Consider the following 17,506-nt stretch of genomic DNA (forward strand, 5'->3'; position numbering starts at 1 on the left):
CTTTACGCTGAGCGCCTGCGGGATCAGTCCTGCGCCCTGCGCAGGCGGTCCGCCAGCACTTTCAGCGTCGGCTTCTGCCCCTGGGCCAGCAGGCTGGCGCGGAACAGGCGGCCGAGGAGGATGAATTCCAGCGCGGTGAAGGCGGCCAGCAGCAGGCCGACCGCGGCCATTTCCCACATCGGTATCCCCGTCCCCAGCCGCGCCAGCACCGCGAAGGGCGTCCACAGCGGGATCCACGTCAGCAGCCGCTCTATAAAGCCGCCGCCGCCCATCACCGTTGTCTGCAGAAGGTAGAAGACCGGTAACATCAGCGCGAGCATCACCGGCATGAAGAAGCCCTGCGCCTCGCTCATCGTGTCGCACATCGCCCCGATGGCGAGCAGGATGATCGAGATCATGATGTAGCCGACGACGAAGAAATAGATCATCGCCAGCACGACGGAAGGCGAAGTCAGCGGGGCCAGCGCGGGGCGGATCATGTCGGCGATGGCGCCTTGCGTGAAGAACACGGCCACGGCGGCGCAGGCGACCCATACAGCCACCATCGACAGGCCGATGGCGACCGTGCCGATCAGCTTGCCGTACATCAGCTCGTCCGCGCGGACACAGGCGAGGACCGATTCGATCAGTTTGTTCGAGCGTTCCTCCACGCTGCTCTGCAACATCCAGCTGCCCGACAGCAGCAGGCTCATGAGGAGGACATAGGACAGGCCGAGCGGGATGATCGAGCGGACCAGCACCGCTTCGCGCGCGCCGCCGCCGGGTTCGGGCGTGGTTACGGCGATGGCCGGTGCGGCCTGCTGGATCAGGCCAGCGGTATCGGCCGACACGCCCTGCTGCGCCAGCAGGCGATTGCGGAGGTCGGTGGTCAGTTCGTCCTGCAACGTGGTGACGAAATCGGTGCGCGGGCGCTCGTTCGACCACAGGCGCACCTGCGGGTTCTGCGCGTAGTCCTCGCCCAAAAGGACGACGATGTCGGCGCCCTGGCTATCGTCTTCCGCGTCCAGCAGCGCATCGACCTCTCGCTGGAAGTCCTCCCCGCTCGCGCCGGTCAGGGTCGCCGGGGGATCGACGAAGGCGAAGTCGCGTTCGGGCGGGTCGTAAGACGGCGTGTCTTCCGCCATCACACGGTCGAGGGCGGCAATCGCGCCTTCCACCCCGCCCGCATCGCGGAAGGCTGCGACGTCGGCATCGGTGTACCACCGGTCGGCGCTGGCCCACGGGGCATCCGGCGCTGCATCCTGCAAGTCGAAGCGCTGCGCATGACGGGCGAGGGAGCGCAGCACCTGCCGATCGTAATCGCGGCCGAACCGCTCTTCCACCGCAGCCGCTGCCGCGCCGCCGGACCGGTCGACGAACATGACGCGGGACGCTTCGTCATCATCCATCGCCCGGCCGATGACGGGGCCGAGCAGCAGGGCGACGGGGATAAACAGCAGCGTCAGCCAGAAGCTGCGCATCGTGGCGATCTGGCGGAATTCGCGCTTGGCGACGAGCAGGATGTTGGTCATGCGGCCATCTGCGCTGCGGGCGTTTCGGGATCGCTACCCACCAGGTGCACGAACACCTCGTGAAGAGAGGGGCGGTGCACTTCGAACCCGCGCAAGGCCACGCCCGCACCGGACATCCGCTCCAGCACGTCGGCGGCGGCGACACCCTGTTCGAGCTCGAGATCGTAGCGCGTCCAGCCGTCGCCTTCGGCCTGCGCCTCGTGCGAGGACGCGACGCCGGCAATGCTGCCGAGCGACTGGCGGGCGACAGCGGAGATACGCGACGGCATCACGCCGCGCGCCTTTTCGAGCGTGCCTTCGAAGCGCTTGGTCCCCTTGCCCAGCAGGAGCAGACGGTCGCACAGGCGTTCGGCGTGCTGCATGACATGGGTCGAGAAGACCACGGCCGCGCCCGTCCCGGCGGAGCGCAGGATCTCGTCTTCCAGCAGGCCCTGGTTGACCGGGTCGAGGCCGGAGAACGGCTCGTCGAGGATCAGCAGCTGCGGCCGGTTCACCAGCGATGTCGCCAGCTGGACCTTTTGCGCCATGCCTTTCGACATATCGGAAATCTGCGACTTCGCCCGGTCGGCCAGCCCGAAGCGGTCGAGCAGCTCGAGCCCGTGGGCCTTGGCATCGGCGCGCTCCATGCCTTTCAGCCGCCCGAAATAGACGATCGTGTCGATCGCGCTCATGGTGCCGTAAAGGCCGCGCTCTTCGGGCAGAAAGCCGATCTCGTGCGTATGGCGGCGACCCGGCGCTTCGCCGAACACAGCGATGCGGCCGCTGGTCGGGCGGATGATGTCGAGCACCATTCGCAATGTTGTCGTCTTGCCCGCACCGTTCCCGCCGAGGAATCCGTAGATTTCGCCCGGCTCGACCGCGAAGCTGAGATCGTCGACGGCGGTCACGCCATCGAAGCGCTTGGTCACGTGGTCGATTTCGAGAATGGGCATCGGGCTCCCCTGCGATGGTCCGGATGATTGCGGCGTTCAGCCGCCCCCGTCGCGGCGGGTGACGAGTAGCTTGTCGATCCGGCGGCCGTCCATGTCGACCACTTCGAACTGCCATCCCTGGTCGAGGAACAGTTCGCCTTCCTTGGGCAGCTTCTTCAGCACCGACAGCGCATAGCCGGCGGCGGTGGAAAATTCGCGGTCGTCGGCGAGTTCGAGCGAGAGCTGGTCGGCCAGCCGATCGGCCGGGCATGCGCCGGATACCAGCCAGCTGCCGTCCTGCCGCTCCACCATCATCGGGCCCTCGCCTTCGTCCTGCACGCTGGCGAAATCGCCGACGATGGCGGTGAGCAGGTCGGCCGGGGTGACGATCCCTTCCAGATGGCCGTATTCGTCGTGCACCATCATCATCGGCACTTCGGCGTCCTGCAGCGTGCGCAGCGCGTCGAGCGCGTCGAGCTGGTCGGGAATGATCGAAGGCTTGCGCATCAGCGAGGCGAGATCGACGTCCTGATCTGCCAGCAACAGGGCGAGCACTTCACGCACCTTGACCACGCCGAGCACCTCGTCGCTCGATCCAGCGGCGACCGGCAGCAGCGAATGGTTGCTGGCGGCGATTGCCTTGCGGATTTCCTTCACGCTGGCATCGCGGTCGAGCCAGTCGAGCTCTGTCCGCGGCGTCATCAGTTCGCGCACCGGGCGGTCGTGCAGCTTCAGCACGCCGGCCAGCAACGCCTCGCTTTCCTCCTCGATCACGCCGGTGCGCGTTGCCTCGGCAAAGATCATCTGCAGTTCCTGCGCCGAAAGCCCGTGTTCGCTCTTCTTCCGGATGCCGAGGAGGTGGACGATGATCGACGAAGACTTGTCGAGCAGCCACACGAACGGCGCGGCGACCCGGGCAAGCAGCCACATCGGACGCGCCATGGCCAGTGCGATGGTTTCCGCCGAACGAAGCGCGAGCTGTTTGGGCACCAGTTCGCCGATGACGAGGCTGGCGTAGGTTGTCACCGCAATGACCAGCGCGAAGCCGAGATCGTCCGCGAAATCGGCATCGATGCCGAGGCCGGCCAGCCGCTCACCCACCGGACCGCCCAGGCTCGCGCCGGAATAGGCGCCCGCGATGATGCCGATCAGCGTGATCCCGATCTGGACGGTTGAGAGGAACTTGCCCGGATTCGCCGCCAGCGCGAGCGCGGTCTGCGCCGCCTTGCTGCCCTTGTCCGCCGCGATCGAGAGCCGCGCGGTGCGCGCGGACACGATGGCAAGCTCGGACATGGCGAAAACCCCGTTAAGGAGAATCAGTCCGGCGATGATGAAGAGGTCGGGCCAGGGAAAGGGTGTCACGCTTCCCGCTCTGCCGGAAAATTCAGCCCTGCGAAAGCCTCGCGCTGCCTGAATTGCCGGAACCGGCCCCGTTTCCGCGAGTTTCAGGGTCGCAACGGGCCATATCTCACGGCCCCGAGGATTGAAGAGGGATACAGATAATGACAATCAAGAAGACCCTGACCGCATCGGTCGCCGCGCTTTCGCTCGTTTCGCTGTCCGCCTGCGTCACCGACCCGAACACCGGCAAGCAGACCTGGTCGCGCACCGCCGCCGGCGGCGTGCTCGGCGGTACGCTTGGCTACCTGCTGGGCGACCTGATCGGCGGCAGCACCGCAGCCCGCATCATCGGCGCCGGCATTGGCGGCACCGCGGGCGCCGTGGTCGGCAAGCAGTTCGACGACCAGATCAAGGAACTGGACGAGATCGCGCAGGGCACCGGCGTGGACGTGGAAGAACTGGGCGACCAGGAAGCCATCCTCGTCCGCCTTCCCGACGGCGTGACCTTCGCCACCGGTTCGGCCAGCATCAGCCCGACTTTCCGGGCGACGCTCGACGACGTGGCCGACGTGCTGGTCCGCTATCCGAACAGCCTGATCGACGTGTACGGCTTCACCGATACCACCGGCTCGACCAGCCTCAACCAGAACCTGTCGGTGCAGCGCGCCGAAGCCGTGGCCAGCTACCTTGCCGCGCGCGGCGTCGCCCGCAACCGCATGGCGACCGCCGGTTATGGCGAGCAGTACGATTACCTGCGCGTGAAGACGGCCGACAACGTGTCGGAACCGCTCAACCGCCGCGTGGAAATCAAGATCGTCCCGATCAGCCAGGACGACGTGGCCGCAGCGCGCAGCCAGTAATACGCCCGGTCCAAATCGAGAGGGGCTGGCCCGCGGGCCGGCCCCTTTTCGTTTGCGCCGCCTTCCATCAGGTGGGCTGGGAGTAGCGCCCGGCCCGGTCCGCCAGGTGCTCGGCCGCAGCGGCATGGATGCCGGGTGCGCTGACCAGCAGGCCGAAGCTTCGCGGATCGCGCTTGTTGTAGGCCAGCGTCTTCCCGAACGCGTCGCTCACCGCGGCGCCCGCTTCGCGCGCGATCAGCGTCGCGGCGGCGATGTCCCACTCGTAGCCCCAGCGCAGCGTGGCGAGGATGTCCGCCTCGTCCGCCGCCACCATCGCCACGCGCAAGGCGATGGAATTGGGCTTGGCGACGGTGGTCAGCATCCGGTCTTCTGCCGGAAGGCTGTCCGCCGGGATGCGCGCCCCTTCGAACTTCGTACGCTTGCTGGCGCGCAGCCGCTCGCCGTTGCGCCACGCGCCCTTCCCCGCCGTCGCGCTCCACACTTCGTCGCGTGCCGGCGCGACGAGCGTGCCGATCAGCGGGCGTCCGCCGCTCACCAGCGCGACCGAGACCGCCCAGCCGGGCCGCCCGCGCAGGTAATCGCGCGTACCGTCGATCGGGTCGACCACCCAGCACAGGCCCTTGGTCAGCCGCGCGGGCTTGTCCGCCGTCTCTTCCGACAGCCAGCCTGTCGCCGGAAGCAGTGCGGCCAGCTCGCGGCGCAGGAAGCTGTCGACCTCGATATCGGCGGCGCAAACGGGGCTGCCGGGAGATTTTTCCCACGATTCGACGCGATGGCCGTCACCGGGCCATTGCCGCTTGGCGATCTGCCCGGCTTCGCGGACGATCTGTTCGAAACGCATGCTGTCGATCATGGGACCTGCCCTGAGGCAGATGGCGCGCGCCGGAACGCATTGCAAGCACGCACGCTACATGCTTAAGCGCACCGCAAACCAGCAGCGCACCCCCTGCGCCGCACTTTCACGATCCAAACCGGAAGGCCAGTCCGCCATGAACATCCACGAATACCAGGCCAAGGAACTGCTCGCGAAATACGGCATCGGCATTCCCGCCGGCCACGCCGCCACCTCGGTGGAGGAAGCCGTCGAAGGTGCGAAGAAGCTGCCCGGGCCGCTGTATGTCGTGAAGGCGCAGATCCACGCCGGCGGGCGCGGCAAGGGCAAGTTCAAGGAACTCAGCGCCGATGCCAAGGGCGGCGTGCGCCTGGCCAAGAGCATCGAGGATGTCGAGGCCGACGCCAAGGACATGCTCGGCAACACGCTGGTCACCATCCAGACCGGCGACGAAGGCAAGCAGGTGAATCGCCTCTACGTCACCGACGGCGTCGACATCGAAAGCGAATACTACCTCGCCATGCTGGTCGACCGGGCGAGCGGCCAGGTGGCCATGGTCGCCTCCACCGAAGGCGGTATGGATATCGAAGACGTGGCGCACGAAACGCCGGAGAAGATCACCACCGTCACCATCGACCCGGCGCAGGGCTTCATGCCGCACCACGGCCGCGCGGTCGCCTTCGCGCTGAAGCTGGAAGGCGATCTCAACAAGGCCTGCCAGAAGCTGGCGAAGCAGCTCTACACCGCGTTCATGGACCTCGATTGCGAGATGCTGGAGATCAATCCACTGGTCGAAACCAAAGATGGCCAGCTGCTGGTGCTCGACACCAAGATGAGCTTCGACGGTAACGCCCTCTACCGCCACAAGGATATCGAGGCGATGCGCGACGAGACCGAGGAAGACCCGGCCGAAGTCGAAGCAAGCGAATACGATCTCGCCTACATCAAGCTGGACGGCAACATCGGCTGTATGGTCAACGGTGCCGGCCTTGCCATGGCGACGATGGACATCATCAAGCTCAATGGCGCGTTTCCTGCCAACTTCCTTGACGTGGGCGGCGGCGCGACGACCGAGAAGGTGACCGCGGCGTTCAAGATCATCCTCAAGGACCCGGCGGTCGAGGGCATCCTGGTCAACATCTTCGGCGGCATCATGCGCTGCGACACGATCGCGGAAGGCATCGTGGTGGCAGCGAAGGAAGTCGAGCTCGACGTGCCGCTGGTGGTCCGCCTCGAAGGCACCAACGTCGACAAGGGCAAGGAAATCCTGAACAATTCGGGCCTGCCGATCGTTGCGGCAGACGACCTTGGCGATGCGGCGCGCAAGATCGTGGCCGAGGTCAAGCAGGCCGCGTGATGCGCGCGCCCTGCGGGGCGCTTCCATCCCCCCGTGTGCGATTCGCCGGCCAGCCCCGGCCCCTTGGCCATGCGCGGTTGACGTTACGGTAAAGCGGGGGCGCGGGGGCCGCCCTTGACCTTGGCCGATCCGGAACGCAAAGCCTCCAGCATCATTCGTTAAACGAGCGGCTAAAACGGTCGCACAACCGCAGAAAAGAAGGGATTTCACCCATGAAAATCCTCGTCCCCGTCAAGCGGGTGATCGATTACAACGTGAAGCCGCGGGTCAAGGCCGACGGGTCCGGCGTCGACCTCGCCAACGTCAAGATGAGCATGAACCCGTTCGACGAAATCGCAGTCGAGGAAGCCATCCGCCTGAAAGAGGCCGGCAAGGCGGAAGAAATCGTCGCCGTGTCGATCGGCCCGGCCAAGGCGCAGGAAACGTTGCGAACCGCCCTTGCCATGGGTGCAGACCGCGCGATCCTCGTTGAAACCGATGACGAGGTCGAACCCCTCGCGGTCGCCAAGATCCTGAAAGCCATCGCCGAAGACGAACAGCCCGGCCTCGTGATGCTGGGCAAGCAGTCGATTTCCGACGACAGCAACCAGACCGGCCAGATGCTCGCCGCGCTGATGGACCGGCCGCAGGGCACGTTCGCCAACACGGTCGAGGTCGACGGCGACTACGTTACCGTGAAGCGCGAGATCGACGGAGGCCTGGAAACCGTGAAGCTTTCGCTTCCCGCGATCGTCACCACCGACCTGCGCCTCAACGAGCCGCGCTATGCTTCGCTGCCGAACATCATGAAGGCGAAGAAGAAGCCGCTCGACACCAAGACCCCGGCGGATTTCGGCGTCGACATCGCGCCGCGCCTGACCACGACCAACGTGTCGGAGCCGCCCGTGCGGCAGGCCGGCGAAAAGGTCGAAGACGTCGATGCGCTGGTCGCCAAGATGAAGGCCATGGGCATCGCCTAGGACAAATCACCCAACCGCCGTTCGTGCTGAGCCTGTCGAAGCACGGTCGCGCCAACGCCCTTCGACAAGCTCAGGGCGAACGGACAACAGAGGTAAGATACCATGAAAACTCTCGTTTGGGTCGAACACGACAACAGCGAAATGAAGGACGCCACGCTGGCGACCGTCACCGCCGCATCGAAACTGGGCGACGTCGACCTCCTCGTCGCCGGATCGGGTTGTAGCGCCGTGGCTGACCAGGCCGCGAAGATCGCGGGCGTGGGCACAGTCCACCTCGCCGACGATGCCGCCTACGAACACGCGCTGGCAGAAAATGTCGCGCCGCTGGTCGCCAAGCTGATGGACGGCTTCGACGCCTTCCTCGCGCCCGCCACCACCACCGGCAAGAACATCGCCCCGCGCGTCGCCGCCCTGCTCGACGTGATGCAGGTGTCGGACATCCTGTCGGTCGAAGGCGACAAGACCTTCACCCGGCCGATCTATGCCGGCAACGCCATCGCCACGGTGGAATCGAGCGACCCGAAGCTCGTCATCACCGTGCGCGGCACGGCCTTCGACAAGGCCGATGCGGAAGGCGGATCGGGCAGCGTCTCGGCGGTCGAGACCACCGGCGATGCCGGCCTGTCGAGCTTCGTCAGCGCGGAAATCGCCGAGAGTGAGCGCCCTGAACTGACCAGCGCCAAGGTCATCGTGTCCGGCGGCCGCGCGCTGAAGGATGCCGAAACGTTCGAGCAGATCATCACCCCGCTCGCCGACAAGCTCGGTGCGGGCATCGGCGCATCGCGCGCCGCGGTGGATGCAGGCTACGTGCCCAACGATTACCAGGTCGGCCAGACCGGCAAGATCGTGGCGCCCGAAGTCTACATCGCCGTCGGCATTTCCGGCGCGATCCAGCATCTGGCCGGCATGAAGGATTCCAAGACCATCATCGCCATCAACAAGGATGAAGACGCTCCGATCTTCCAGGTCGCCGACATCGGTCTCGTCGCCGATCTCTACAAGGCGGTGCCGGAACTGACCGAAAAGCTCTGAACTACAACAGCTTGACGATTGACCCCCCGGACCCGCCACTACTGCGGGGACCGGGGGTTTTTCTATGCGCTCAATAATCTTTTTCACGTCCATCGCGCTCGCTGCGACGGCATTTCCTGCGCCCGCTTCAGCGCGGCGCTGAGAATAGTGCCTGCTGTGGACTTTAATGGGCGACCGTTCGACAACACCTACGTAAGCACTCTCACGTAGCGCGACGGCAATCGCTAGCCTTCGATTCCCGCTCGTTAACCATACCGCGCTAACCCCGCCCCGACAGGGTTACGGGGGTTTCGCAACAATGCGTCACGAAAAGATCGATGTAGAGGGTGCTACCGAGGTAAAGCGGTCGCGGCCGCAGGTGCTGGAGCGGGCGGAGGACCTGCTCGAAAAGACGCTGTTTGCCAGCCGCTGGCTGATGGCACCGTTCTACTTGCTAATGATCGGCGCGCTCGGCATGCTGCTCGTCAAGTTCGCGCAGGAAAGCTGGCACATCGTCACCCATACGCTGTTCGTGAGCGAGGCCGATGCGGTGCTCGCCGTGCTCTAGCCGATCGACATCACGCTGACGGGCAACTTGCTGCTGATGGTGCTGTTCGCGGGTTACGAGAACTTCGTCTCCAAGATGGATGTCGCCGACCACGAAGACCGGCCCGACTGGATGGGCAAGGTCGATTTCTCCGGCCCCAAGCTGAAGCTGGTCGCTTCCATCGTCGCGATTTCGGGGATCAACCTGCTCAAGAACTTCATGGCGCTGGAGCCCGGCATCGTGAACGGCGAGAAGCAGGACCAGCTGTTCTGGCTCGTCACGATCCACATGGCCTTCGTCGGCAGCGGCGTGCTGCTTGCCTACATGGACAAGCTGACGATCAGCTCCAAGATGATCGAGAAGCAGACGAACAAGCTATAGGGTGTCGGCGCGGGCTGCGCGGCGTTCGAACAGGTCGAGCGTGTCGCCGTCCTTTTCGATGGACCGCATAAGGGTGAAACCGAGCGTTTCGGCGAGTTTTACCGAGGCTGCATTGCCGCGAGTGATCATGCACACGCTGCGGCGGCCGAACTCGGTATCGAACCACGCGTAGATCGCGCGCATCGCTTCCGATGCGAGGCCTTTCCCGCCCGCTTCGGGCCGCATGATCCAGCCGGCTTCCGGGCCGTCGTCGAAATCCTCCCCGATATCGCGGAAGGTGTGGAAGATGCCGGCCTGGCCGATGATCCGCCGCTCGCCCGCTTCACGCACCAGCAGCATGCCGTAACCGTGCAGCAGCCAGCTCCCGCCGTTCTTCTGGAAACGTTCGAAAGTGCGCGCAGGCTCGCTCGGCGGGCCGAGGTAGCGCGCGGTTTCCGGATGCGAGATGATTTCGTGAGTTTCGCGCCAGTCGCCGGCCTCGGGCAGCCATAGCTCCAGCCGCTCGGTCACAAGGAACGGCGCGCTCACCACAGTTGCGTCAGCCCGTGTAGCGTCAGGCCAACGAGGCCGCCCACCAGCGTGCCGTTGATGCGGATGAACTGCAGGTCGCGCCCGACCGCGCCTTCCAGCCGGTCGGTCAGCGTGCGCGCATCCCAGCGGCGTACGGTTTCCGACACCAGCTGCACGATCTGGTCGCCGTGGCGGGTGGCGACGCCCACGGCGGTGCGGCGGGCGAAACGGTTGATCTGCCACTGCAGGCGTTCGTCCTCGCGCAGGGCGTTGCCGAGATCGTCGAGGCTTTCGGCGAATTGCGCGCCGAGCGAGCTTTGCGGATCGCGCGCCCGCTTGATCAGGCTCTGGCGGATCCGCTCCCACACGCGCTGCCACCATTCCGCCACCGCCGGGTTGGCGATCAGCTCGTTCTTCAGCTTCTCCACGCGGGCGCGGAAATCCTCGTCATGCTGCAAGTCGCGGGCGAGGGTTTCCAGCCCCTCTTCCAGCTTGTCGCGCAGCGGATGGTTGGGATCGACCAGCACTTCGGCCAGCAGCTTGTAAAGCCCGTCGAGCACGGAATTGGCCAGCCGCTCGTCCAGCCCGGTGAAGCGCAACAGCGCATTCGCCCGGTCGTGGATCATGTCGCGCACCATCGTCTCGTTGTCTTCCAGGACCAGCCCGGCCCAGCGGATGGTGCTGTCGACGAGCGGCAGGTGCTTGCGGTCGGCCATGGCGACTTCCATCATCCGCCCGAACAACGGCGCGACTTCGATCCGTTCGAGCTGGCTGGCGAGACCGGAGCGGACCTGCGTGCCGAGCCGTTCGGGATCGAGCGATTCGAGCAGTTCGGCGAACAGCTCGGTCGCGCCCGCACGGATGCGCGATGGTCCTTCCCGGCCCGGTTCGGACAGGAAATTGCCCGCCGCCCCGGCGAGGTTCATGTCCTTCATCCGCCGCGCCACGACCTGCGGGATGAGGAAATTCTCGCGCAGGAAGACCGCCATCGTGTCGGCGATGCGGTCCTTGTTCTCCGGGATGATCGCCGTGTGCGGAATCGGCAGGCCGAGCGGGCGGCGGAACAGCGCGGTGACCGCGAACCAGTCCGCCAGTCCGCCGACAAGGCCGGCCTCGGCAAAGGCATGGACATAGCCCCATGCCCAGTGCGCGCCTTCGAACCGGCCGGAGACGAGGAAGACGGCGGCCATTACCACCAGCATGCCGGTGGCGGCGATCCGCATCCTTCGGGCGCGGTCCTGCAACAGGGGCGAAGCGGCGGCGGTCATGGCCGCGGCCTATTCGGCCGGCTGAAGTCCGTCTTCGGCGCGAGTTTGTATGGTCCGGGTATCATCACCTTTCCTGTAACTCAGGAAACGCTGGCTTAGCCATGGCCCCATGCGTTTTTCGATGCCGTCGGCCAGGCTGAAGCCCGCTGGGACGATCAGCAGCGTTAGCACGGTGGATAGCAGCAGCCCGCCGATCACGACCGTACCCATCGGCGCGCGCCATGCGCCGTCCGCGCCGATGGAAACGGCAGTCGGGACCATGCCCGCGCCCATCGCCACCGTGGTCATCACGATCGGCTGGGCGCGCTTGCGGCCCGCATCGATGATGGCATCGAACTTGCGCACGCCCTGCGCCATCTCCTCGATCGCGAAGTCGACCAGCAGGATGGAATTCTTCGCGACGATCCCGAACAGCAGCAGGATGCCGATGAACACCGGCATGGAGATCTGCTGGCCGATCAGGTTGATCGCGATGATCCCGCCCAGCGGCGCGAGCAGCAGCGAACCCATGTTGACCAGCGGGCTCATTAGCCGCTGGTACAGCAGCACCAGCACCGCGAAGACCAGCAGGATACCGGTAACGAGCGCGGTCTGGAAATCGGCGATCAGATCGGCCAGGAACTCCTCGCCGCCGGCCGCCTGGGTGCTGACCCCGGTCGGCAGATTCTGCATCGCGGGCAGGGCGTTGATCCGCTGGGTCGCGGTGCCGAGATCGGCGCCGGGCGCAAGGTCCGCGCCGATGAAGACGCGGCGCTGACGGTCGTAGCGCTGTATTTCGGTTGGTCCGGCCCCGAAGCTGATTTCCGCCACCCGCTCCAGCGGCACGGAGCCGCCGGTCGCGGTGGGCACCGGGAGATTGCGGATCGTGTCGAGATTGCCGCGTCCGCTTTCGGGCAGCATCACGCGGATCGGCACCTGGCGGTCGGACAGGGAGAAGCGCGCGGCGGACTGGTCGGTTTCGCCGATGGTGGCGATTCGGATGGCCTGGCTGAGCGCAACGGTGGTCACGCCGAGCGAAGCGGCAAGGTCGGCGCGCGGGGTGATGATGAGTTCGGGCCGCTGCAAGTCGGCCTCGACCCGCGGCTGGCGCACGACATCGAGCCCGCGCATCTCTTCGACTACCAGCTGCGCGGTATTCGAAAGCAATTCGGGATCGCTTCCCTGCAGCAAAACAGTGATGTCACGTCCAGAACCGCCGCCCGGCCCCTGATTGTTCTGGAAGCTCACCCGCGCATCGGCGATGTCGGAGAACAGCAGCGCCGTCTCGCGCTCGAAATCCTGGCTGTTGCGCACGCGGTCTTCGCGCAGGGTGACATTGAGGTTGGCATCGCCTTCGTTGACATTGACGAGGACGTCCTCGACCTCCTGCTGCTGTTTCAGGATGTCCTCGACCTGGTCGGCGACTGCTTCGGTCTGCTCCAGCGTGGTGCCGGGCACCATCGAGATGCGCACGCGGCTGAAGTCGAGGTTCACGTCGGGGAAGAACTGCACCGGCGTCGCCGTGATGGCGAGGATGGTCATGACGAAGGACATCAGGCCCACGCCCATCACCTTGACCCGGTTGTCCGCAAAGCGCGCCCGGAACCGGCCCGAACGCCAGCGGTACCACGCGCCGAAGCGGGTCGAACCGAAGATGCCGAGGATGACCTTGCGCAGCACCCACGCAAAGCCGCTGGTGACGTACCACGCGATGACGGCGGCGAGGATCAGCAGCAGGAACATCCGGATCAGGCCGAGGCCGATGATCGGCTGCAGGAACTGGTTGCTGTGGTAGTAGAGCAAGCCGGTGATGCCTGCGAAGACGAGGCCGATAACCGTGAAAATCACGATGCCGAACGGGTATTGCCACCAGCGCGCGTGGACTTTCTCCAGCCCGGCACGGATGCGCTCGGCGCCGCTGCGGTCCAGCGTCCAGCGCAACAGCCGGTCGTAACGGTCGATCCACGGCCCGTTGGCGTGGTCGGCATGGCCGTGCGATTTCAGGAAATAGGCCGCGATCATCGGCGTGATCATGCGCGCGACCGCAAGGCTCATCAGCACTGCGACCACCACGGTGAGGCCGAAATTCTTGAAGAACTCGCCCGCGATACCGGGCATCAGGCCGACCGGCAGGAACACCGCGACAATAGAGAAGGTGGTGGCGACCACGGCGAGGCCGATCTCGTCCGCCGCGTCGATACTGGCCTGGTAAGCCGTCTTGCCCATGCGCATGTGGCGCACGATGTTCTCGATCTCCACGATCGCATCGTCGACCAGCACCCCGGCGACGAGGCCCAGCGCCAGCAGGCTGAGCGAATTGAGCGTGAAGCCCAGCAGGTCCATGAACCAGAAGGTCGGGATCGCCGAAAGCGGAATGGCGAGCGCCGCGATGATCGTCGCGCGCCAGTCGCGCAGGAAGAAGAACACCACGATCACCGCCAGCACGGCGCCTTCGATCATGGCCGCCATGGAGGAGGAATACTGCCCCTTGGTGTACTGCACCTCGTTATCGAGCTCGACGATGTCGACGCCGGGGTTCTCTTCCTCGATCTGCCTGATGACTTCCTGCGCCGCGTCATAGACGCTGACGTCGGATTCGCCCTTCGCGCGGGTCAGGCCGAACGTGACCACGGGCTTGCCGTTGACCTTGGATATGGAGGTGATTTCGCTGTTGCCATCGGTCACGTCGGCGACATCGGTCAGCTTGATCGTGCGGCCGCCGCCCAGTGAGATATTGCGCTGGCCGAGCTCGTAGGCGGTTTCCGCATTGCCGAGCACACGGACCGACTGGCGCGAGCCGGCGATTTCCGCCTGGCCGCCGCCGGCATCGAGGTTGCTCTGCCGCAGCACCGAGTTGATCTGCGCCGCCGTGACGCCGAGCGACTGCATGCGTGCCGGGTCGAGGATGACGCGGATTTCACGGTCGACCCCGCCGCGCCGGCCGGCAGAGGCCATGCCGGGCACCGCCAGTAGCCGCTTCGACACGACATCGTCGACGAACCAGCTGAGCTGCTCCATCGTCATGTCTTCCGATTCCACGGCGTAGCTGGCGAAGGGACGACTGGAGTTCTGGACGCGGAAAACCCGCGGCTCGAGAATGCCGTCTGGCAAGTCGCCGCGGATCTGGTCGACCGCCGCCTTCACCTCGTTCACCGCGACGTTCACGTCGACGCCGATCTGCATGCGCACGACCGTCTGGCTGAAGCCTTCGCTGACCTGCGATTCGATCAGGTCCACGCCCTCGACCGTGCTGACCGAGGATTCCACCTTTTCGGTGATCTGCGTGTCGAGCTCGCTCGGCGCGGCGCCGGGCTGCGAAATGCCGACGATGACGACCGGGAAATCGACGTCCGGGTCGTTCTGCACTTCCATCCGATTGAAACTGAGGATGCCGGCAAATGTCAGCGCCACGAACAGGACGATCGGGACGACCGGGTTGCGGATCGACCAGGCGGAGATGTTGCGGAAATTCACGTTGCGATCACCGGCGCGGGGCGACCGGACGCACGGTCTCCCCTTCGTTGAGGAAGCCGCCGGCGCGAAGCACGACACGCTCTGTGCCGCTGAGGCCGGAGGCGATAGCCACGCCGTTCTGCGTGATCAGGCCGGTTTCCACCGCGCGGCGGACGATCTTGTTGTCCTCGCCGATGATGAAAACGTAGCTGCCTTCGTCGTCGCTCATCACCGCGCTTTCGGGCAGCAGCGGCGCGACCAGCGTGCCGCTGTTGATGGTCGCGGTGGCAAAGCCGCCGGGCTTGAGCGCCTCGTTATAAGACAGGGCGATGCGCGCCGTGCCCTGCCGGTTCTGCTGGTCGATGGTCGGCGCGATCTGCCAGACCTGGCCGGAAAATTCGCGGTCGGTCCCGACCGGCTGCACGGTGGCGGCGGTGCCGGTGGCGATGCGGGCCAGCTCGGCCTCGCCCACCTGCGCCAGCATTTCCATTTCGCCGCCGCGGGCGATGGTGAAGAGCGAGGGCGTGCCGGCGCTAACCGTCTGGCCGGGCTCGACGCTGCGCGACAGGACGAGGCCGGAGACCGGGGCATAGATGTTGAGGCGGGCGTTGCGGGCCTGCAATTCGTTCAGCTGCGCGCGGGCGACCTGCACCCGGGCACGGGCCGCATCGCGCGTTGCGGTGAGGCGGTCGACATCGGCGGTGGAGATGAAACCGCGCTCGACCAGCTTGAGGGCGCGTTCGAGATTGCTCTGCGCAAGGTCGAGATCGGCCTGCGCCACGCCGATCTGGGCACGGGCGGCAGCGGCCTGCTGGTTCTGGACGGAGCGGTCGATGCTCACGAGCACCTGCCCCTGGCGCACCCAGTCGCCGGCATCGGCGTTGACGGATACGACGCGGCCGCCTTCACCGACGACGCCGACGCTGGTTTCGCGGCGCGCGGCGATGGTGCCGGTCGCGCTCAGCGTGCCTTCGATGGTGGTCCGGCCCGGCGCGACGACGGTCACTGCCGGGGCTTCTTCGGCATTGCCGGTGTCGGCGGGGGCGCCGCCGCCCTTGATCATGGCATAGGCAGCGATGGCCGCCAGCAGCGCGATAACGACGGCGATGATGATGATCCGCCGCCGCTTGCGCCGGTCCGCATCGTCGGTAGTGTCGATTTCGACACGGCTGTCCGTATCCGCGGCAATCTCGTGCTGCGGGCGCCATTTATCTTTTTCCACGCCGGTTTCGTAATTCATCTCTTAGTGCCCCATGGCGGATCGGGCCGTGTGTTATCTTAATATAGCACCCCCGGCAAGCAACATTCCGCGCTTAGCCCGGGTGGTTTGCCTGAGCAATCGCCGCCCCGACCGGGGGTGCAACTCCCTCGACAAGTGACGTGAAACGGCCACAGGGCGCAAGACAAGGGGCAGCCCGGCGCACTGCCGGACCGCCCCTGCCAAAGCTGCCGAAACAGCTAGAGAATGTGTGTTAGCGTACCCGACCGCGCTGGATCAGGTTCACGATGGCGAGCAGCACGATGGCGCCGAGGATCGCGACGAGCAGGCCCGTAAGCGAGAATTCCTGCACGCTTCCGGCAACGCCGAACTGGTTGGCGATCAGATTGCCGATAACCGAGCCGATGCAGCCGACGATGACGTTCCAGATGATGCCCATCGATGCGTCGCGGTTCATCACCATGCTCGCGAGCCAGCCGGCCACACCGCCGACGATAATTGCAATAATCCAACCCATACGTACCTCCTGTTTATTATTATGGCCTGCATGGCCTATGCCGGGTGAAACGGCATTGTCCCGCAGACGTTCCCGATTTCGTCGCGCAACATTTCGGGAGGAGAACGGAAACGGCCCGCCGCGCAGGACGCGCGGCAGGCCGGATCAGTCGGATTATGCCGCCTGCGCGGCCCGGATCAGTACTTGAGCTGGCGATCGTAGAGATCGCGGTAATGCTGGATGCGCGTGACCCGCAGGCCCTGCATGCCGGACCGATCGACCGCGCGCTGCCACGAGGCGAACTCTTCCAGGGTGAGGTTGTAGCGTTCCAGCACCTCGTCAATCGTCAGCAGGCCGCCGTTTACGGCCGCGACGACTTCCGCCTTGCGGCGCACCACCCAGCGCTTCGTGCTCGGCTTGGGCAGGTCCTTGAGCGAGAGCGGCTCGCCGAGCGGGCCAATCACGTGTTCGGGGCGGATTTTCTGGTTCTCGATCATTCGTATCCTCGGTCGCCGGTGGCCGCCGTTGTCGGGTGAGAGGCAGCAATGCCACCCGTGATTTTGCCATTTGATAAAGCGTGTTGGTTAATTTGCCGTTTGCCATGTTCGGCAGGCACGATGTCGTCCAGCGAGCCAAGCTTGCCGAAACTGGTCGGGCGCCGCCAACCCGATGGCCGCATCAGCAGCGCCAGCTCCCGCTGGGCGGCGAGGCGCGCAGTCAGCTCCGGCCAGGCGATCGGGCGCAGGGCCTCCTCGTCGGCGAGCGCAGGCGCATCGATCGCCGTGAAGGAATCGTGGTTGGCTTCGTTCATGACCCTGCTGTTACCCGCTAGAGGTCAAGAACTTGTAAAATGGCGCTTTACCCTTCCTTG

At 65.5% G+C, this 17,506-nt stretch carries 15 protein-coding genes and 1 pseudogene; 5 read left to right on the plus strand and 11 right to left on the minus strand.

The genetic code is table 11. The features are described from left to right. Positions 1 to 23: 23 nt before the first annotated feature. From QQW98_RS04675 to QQW98_RS04685, 3 genes are read right to left on the minus strand one after another with little or no spacing between them, the layout of a single operon-like run. The gene (locus QQW98_RS04675) at positions 24 to 1,511 is read right to left on the minus strand and encodes an ABC transporter permease (protein WP_290136380.1); all 1,488 of its coding nucleotides are present in this window, start codon (positions 1,509 to 1,511) and stop codon (positions 24 to 26) included. Next, a complete protein-coding gene (locus QQW98_RS04680; protein ID WP_290136381.1) occupies positions 1,508 to 2,443 on the minus strand; it encodes an ABC transporter ATP-binding protein in 936 nt (311 codons plus the stop codon). Before QQW98_RS04680 ends, QQW98_RS04675 begins: the two co-directional genes overlap by 4 nt. A gap of 36 nt (positions 2,444 to 2,479) precedes the next feature. Beyond that, a complete protein-coding gene (locus QQW98_RS04685; RefSeq protein ID WP_290136382.1) occupies positions 2,480 to 3,784 on the minus strand; it encodes a hemolysin family protein in 1,305 nt (434 codons plus the stop codon). Positions 3,785 to 3,924: 140 nt separating this feature from the next. Between QQW98_RS04685 and QQW98_RS04690 the strand changes: the two genes are divergently transcribed. Continuing rightward, positions 3,925 to 4,623 carry an OmpA family protein gene (locus tag QQW98_RS04690; RefSeq protein ID WP_290136383.1) on the plus strand — a complete coding sequence of 233 codons (699 nt, stop codon included), beginning with the start codon at positions 3,925 to 3,927 and terminating at the stop codon, positions 4,621 to 4,623. A gap of 67 nt (positions 4,624 to 4,690) precedes the next feature. Here QQW98_RS04690 and QQW98_RS04695 read toward each other — a convergent pair whose 3' ends face one another. Next, positions 4,691 to 5,476 carry a 3'(2'),5'-bisphosphate nucleotidase CysQ gene (locus QQW98_RS04695; RefSeq protein WP_290136384.1) on the minus strand — a complete coding sequence of 262 codons (786 nt, stop codon included), beginning with the start codon at positions 5,474 to 5,476 and terminating at the stop codon, positions 4,691 to 4,693. A gap of 136 nt (positions 5,477 to 5,612) precedes the next feature. On the opposite strand from QQW98_RS04695, the gene sucC reads away from it, so the two are divergent. From sucC to QQW98_RS04715, 4 genes and pseudogenes are all read left to right on the plus strand, one after another. Beyond that, positions 5,613 to 6,812: an ADP-forming succinate--CoA ligase subunit beta gene (sucC, locus tag QQW98_RS04700; RefSeq protein ID WP_290136863.1), complete on the plus strand. Its 1,200-nt coding sequence runs from the start codon at positions 5,613 to 5,615 to the stop codon at positions 6,810 to 6,812. Between the two features lie 212 nt (positions 6,813 to 7,024). Then, on the plus strand, positions 7,025 to 7,771 hold the full coding sequence (locus tag QQW98_RS04705; protein WP_290136385.1) for an electron transfer flavoprotein subunit beta/FixA family protein: 747 nt from the start codon (positions 7,025 to 7,027) through the stop codon (positions 7,769 to 7,771). A gap of 102 nt (positions 7,772 to 7,873) precedes the next feature. After that, positions 7,874 to 8,803, plus strand: coding sequence for an electron transfer flavoprotein subunit alpha/FixB family protein (locus QQW98_RS04710; protein WP_290136386.1), 930 nt, complete (start codon positions 7,874 to 7,876; stop codon positions 8,801 to 8,803). 298 nt (positions 8,804 to 9,101) lie between these two features. Then, positions 9,102 to 9,710, plus strand: a pseudogene (locus tag QQW98_RS04715) (TIGR00645 family protein). Here QQW98_RS04715 and QQW98_RS04720 read toward each other — a convergent pair. The 7 genes from QQW98_RS04720 to QQW98_RS04750 form a co-directional block, all read right to left on the minus strand. Next, positions 9,705 to 10,238: a GNAT family N-acetyltransferase gene (locus QQW98_RS04720; RefSeq protein ID WP_290136387.1), complete on the minus strand. Its 534-nt coding sequence runs from the start codon at positions 10,236 to 10,238 to the stop codon at positions 9,705 to 9,707. The pseudogene QQW98_RS04715 and the gene QQW98_RS04720 sit on opposite strands and share 6 nt — an antisense overlap. After that, positions 10,235 to 11,488 (minus strand): DUF445 domain-containing protein, encoded by a 1,254-nt coding sequence (locus QQW98_RS04725; protein WP_290136388.1) that lies wholly within the window; start codon positions 11,486 to 11,488, stop codon positions 10,235 to 10,237. The genes QQW98_RS04720 and QQW98_RS04725 overlap by 4 nt, the downstream gene beginning before the upstream one ends. 9 nt (positions 11,489 to 11,497) lie before the next feature. Beyond that, entirely contained in the window at positions 11,498 to 14,941 is a 3,444-nt protein-coding gene (locus QQW98_RS04730; protein ID WP_290136389.1) for an efflux RND transporter permease subunit, read from the minus strand. Between the two features lie 7 nt (positions 14,942 to 14,948). Next, complete coding sequence (locus QQW98_RS04735) at positions 14,949 to 16,160, minus strand: efflux RND transporter periplasmic adaptor subunit (RefSeq protein WP_290136390.1); 1,212 nt, start codon at positions 16,158 to 16,160, stop codon at positions 14,949 to 14,951. A 232-nt stretch (positions 16,161 to 16,392) separates the two neighbouring features. Continuing rightward, positions 16,393 to 16,656: a GlsB/YeaQ/YmgE family stress response membrane protein gene (locus QQW98_RS04740; RefSeq protein ID WP_290136391.1), complete on the minus strand. Its 264-nt coding sequence runs from the start codon at positions 16,654 to 16,656 to the stop codon at positions 16,393 to 16,395. Positions 16,657 to 16,832: 176 nt separating this feature from the next. Further along, on the minus strand, positions 16,833 to 17,132 hold the full coding sequence (gene sciP, locus QQW98_RS04745) for a CtrA inhibitor SciP (RefSeq protein WP_290136392.1): 300 nt from the start codon (positions 17,130 to 17,132) through the stop codon (positions 16,833 to 16,835). Then, positions 17,129 to 17,446 carry a hypothetical protein gene (locus QQW98_RS04750; RefSeq protein ID WP_290136393.1) on the minus strand — a complete coding sequence of 106 codons (318 nt, stop codon included), beginning with the start codon at positions 17,444 to 17,446 and terminating at the stop codon, positions 17,129 to 17,131. The genes sciP and QQW98_RS04750 overlap by 4 nt, the downstream gene beginning before the upstream one ends. Positions 17,447 to 17,506: the final 60 nt, after the last annotated feature.

This window comes from Alteriqipengyuania flavescens, assembly GCF_030406725.1.
GTDB lineage: Bacteria > Pseudomonadota > Alphaproteobacteria > Sphingomonadales > Sphingomonadaceae > Alteriqipengyuania_B > Alteriqipengyuania_B flavescens.

Bases quoted from the DNA above. Each gene is read 5' to 3' on its own strand.
- sucC (WP_290136863.1), top strand. From the start codon at position 5,613: ATGAACATCCACGAATACCAGGCCAAGGAACTGCTCGCGAAATACGGC.
- QQW98_RS04695 (WP_290136384.1), bottom strand. From the start codon at position 5,476: ATGATCGACAGCATGCGTTTCGAACAGATCGTCCGCGAAGCCGGGCAG.
- QQW98_RS04710 (WP_290136386.1), top strand. From the start codon at position 7,874: ATGAAAACTCTCGTTTGGGTCGAACACGACAACAGCGAAATGAAGGAC.
- QQW98_RS04675 (WP_290136380.1), bottom strand. From the start codon at position 1,511: ATGACCAACATCCTGCTCGTCGCCAAGCGCGAATTCCGCCAGATCGCC.
- QQW98_RS04725 (WP_290136388.1), bottom strand. From the start codon at position 11,488: ATGACCGCCGCCGCTTCGCCCCTGTTGCAGGACCGCGCCCGAAGGATG.
- sciP (WP_290136392.1), bottom strand. From the start codon at position 17,132: ATGATCGAGAACCAGAAAATCCGCCCCGAACACGTGATTGGCCCGCTC.
- QQW98_RS04690 (WP_290136383.1), top strand. From the start codon at position 3,925: ATGACAATCAAGAAGACCCTGACCGCATCGGTCGCCGCGCTTTCGCTC.
- QQW98_RS04750 (WP_290136393.1), bottom strand. From the start codon at position 17,446: ATGAACGAAGCCAACCACGATTCCTTCACGGCGATCGATGCGCCTGCG.
- QQW98_RS04705 (WP_290136385.1), top strand. From the start codon at position 7,025: ATGAAAATCCTCGTCCCCGTCAAGCGGGTGATCGATTACAACGTGAAG.
- QQW98_RS04735 (WP_290136390.1), bottom strand. From the start codon at position 16,160: ATGAATTACGAAACCGGCGTGGAAAAAGATAAATGGCGCCCGCAGCAC.
- QQW98_RS04680 (WP_290136381.1), bottom strand. From the start codon at position 2,443: ATGCCCATTCTCGAAATCGACCACGTGACCAAGCGCTTCGATGGCGTG.
- QQW98_RS04740 (WP_290136391.1), bottom strand. From the start codon at position 16,656: ATGGGTTGGATTATTGCAATTATCGTCGGCGGTGTGGCCGGCTGGCTC.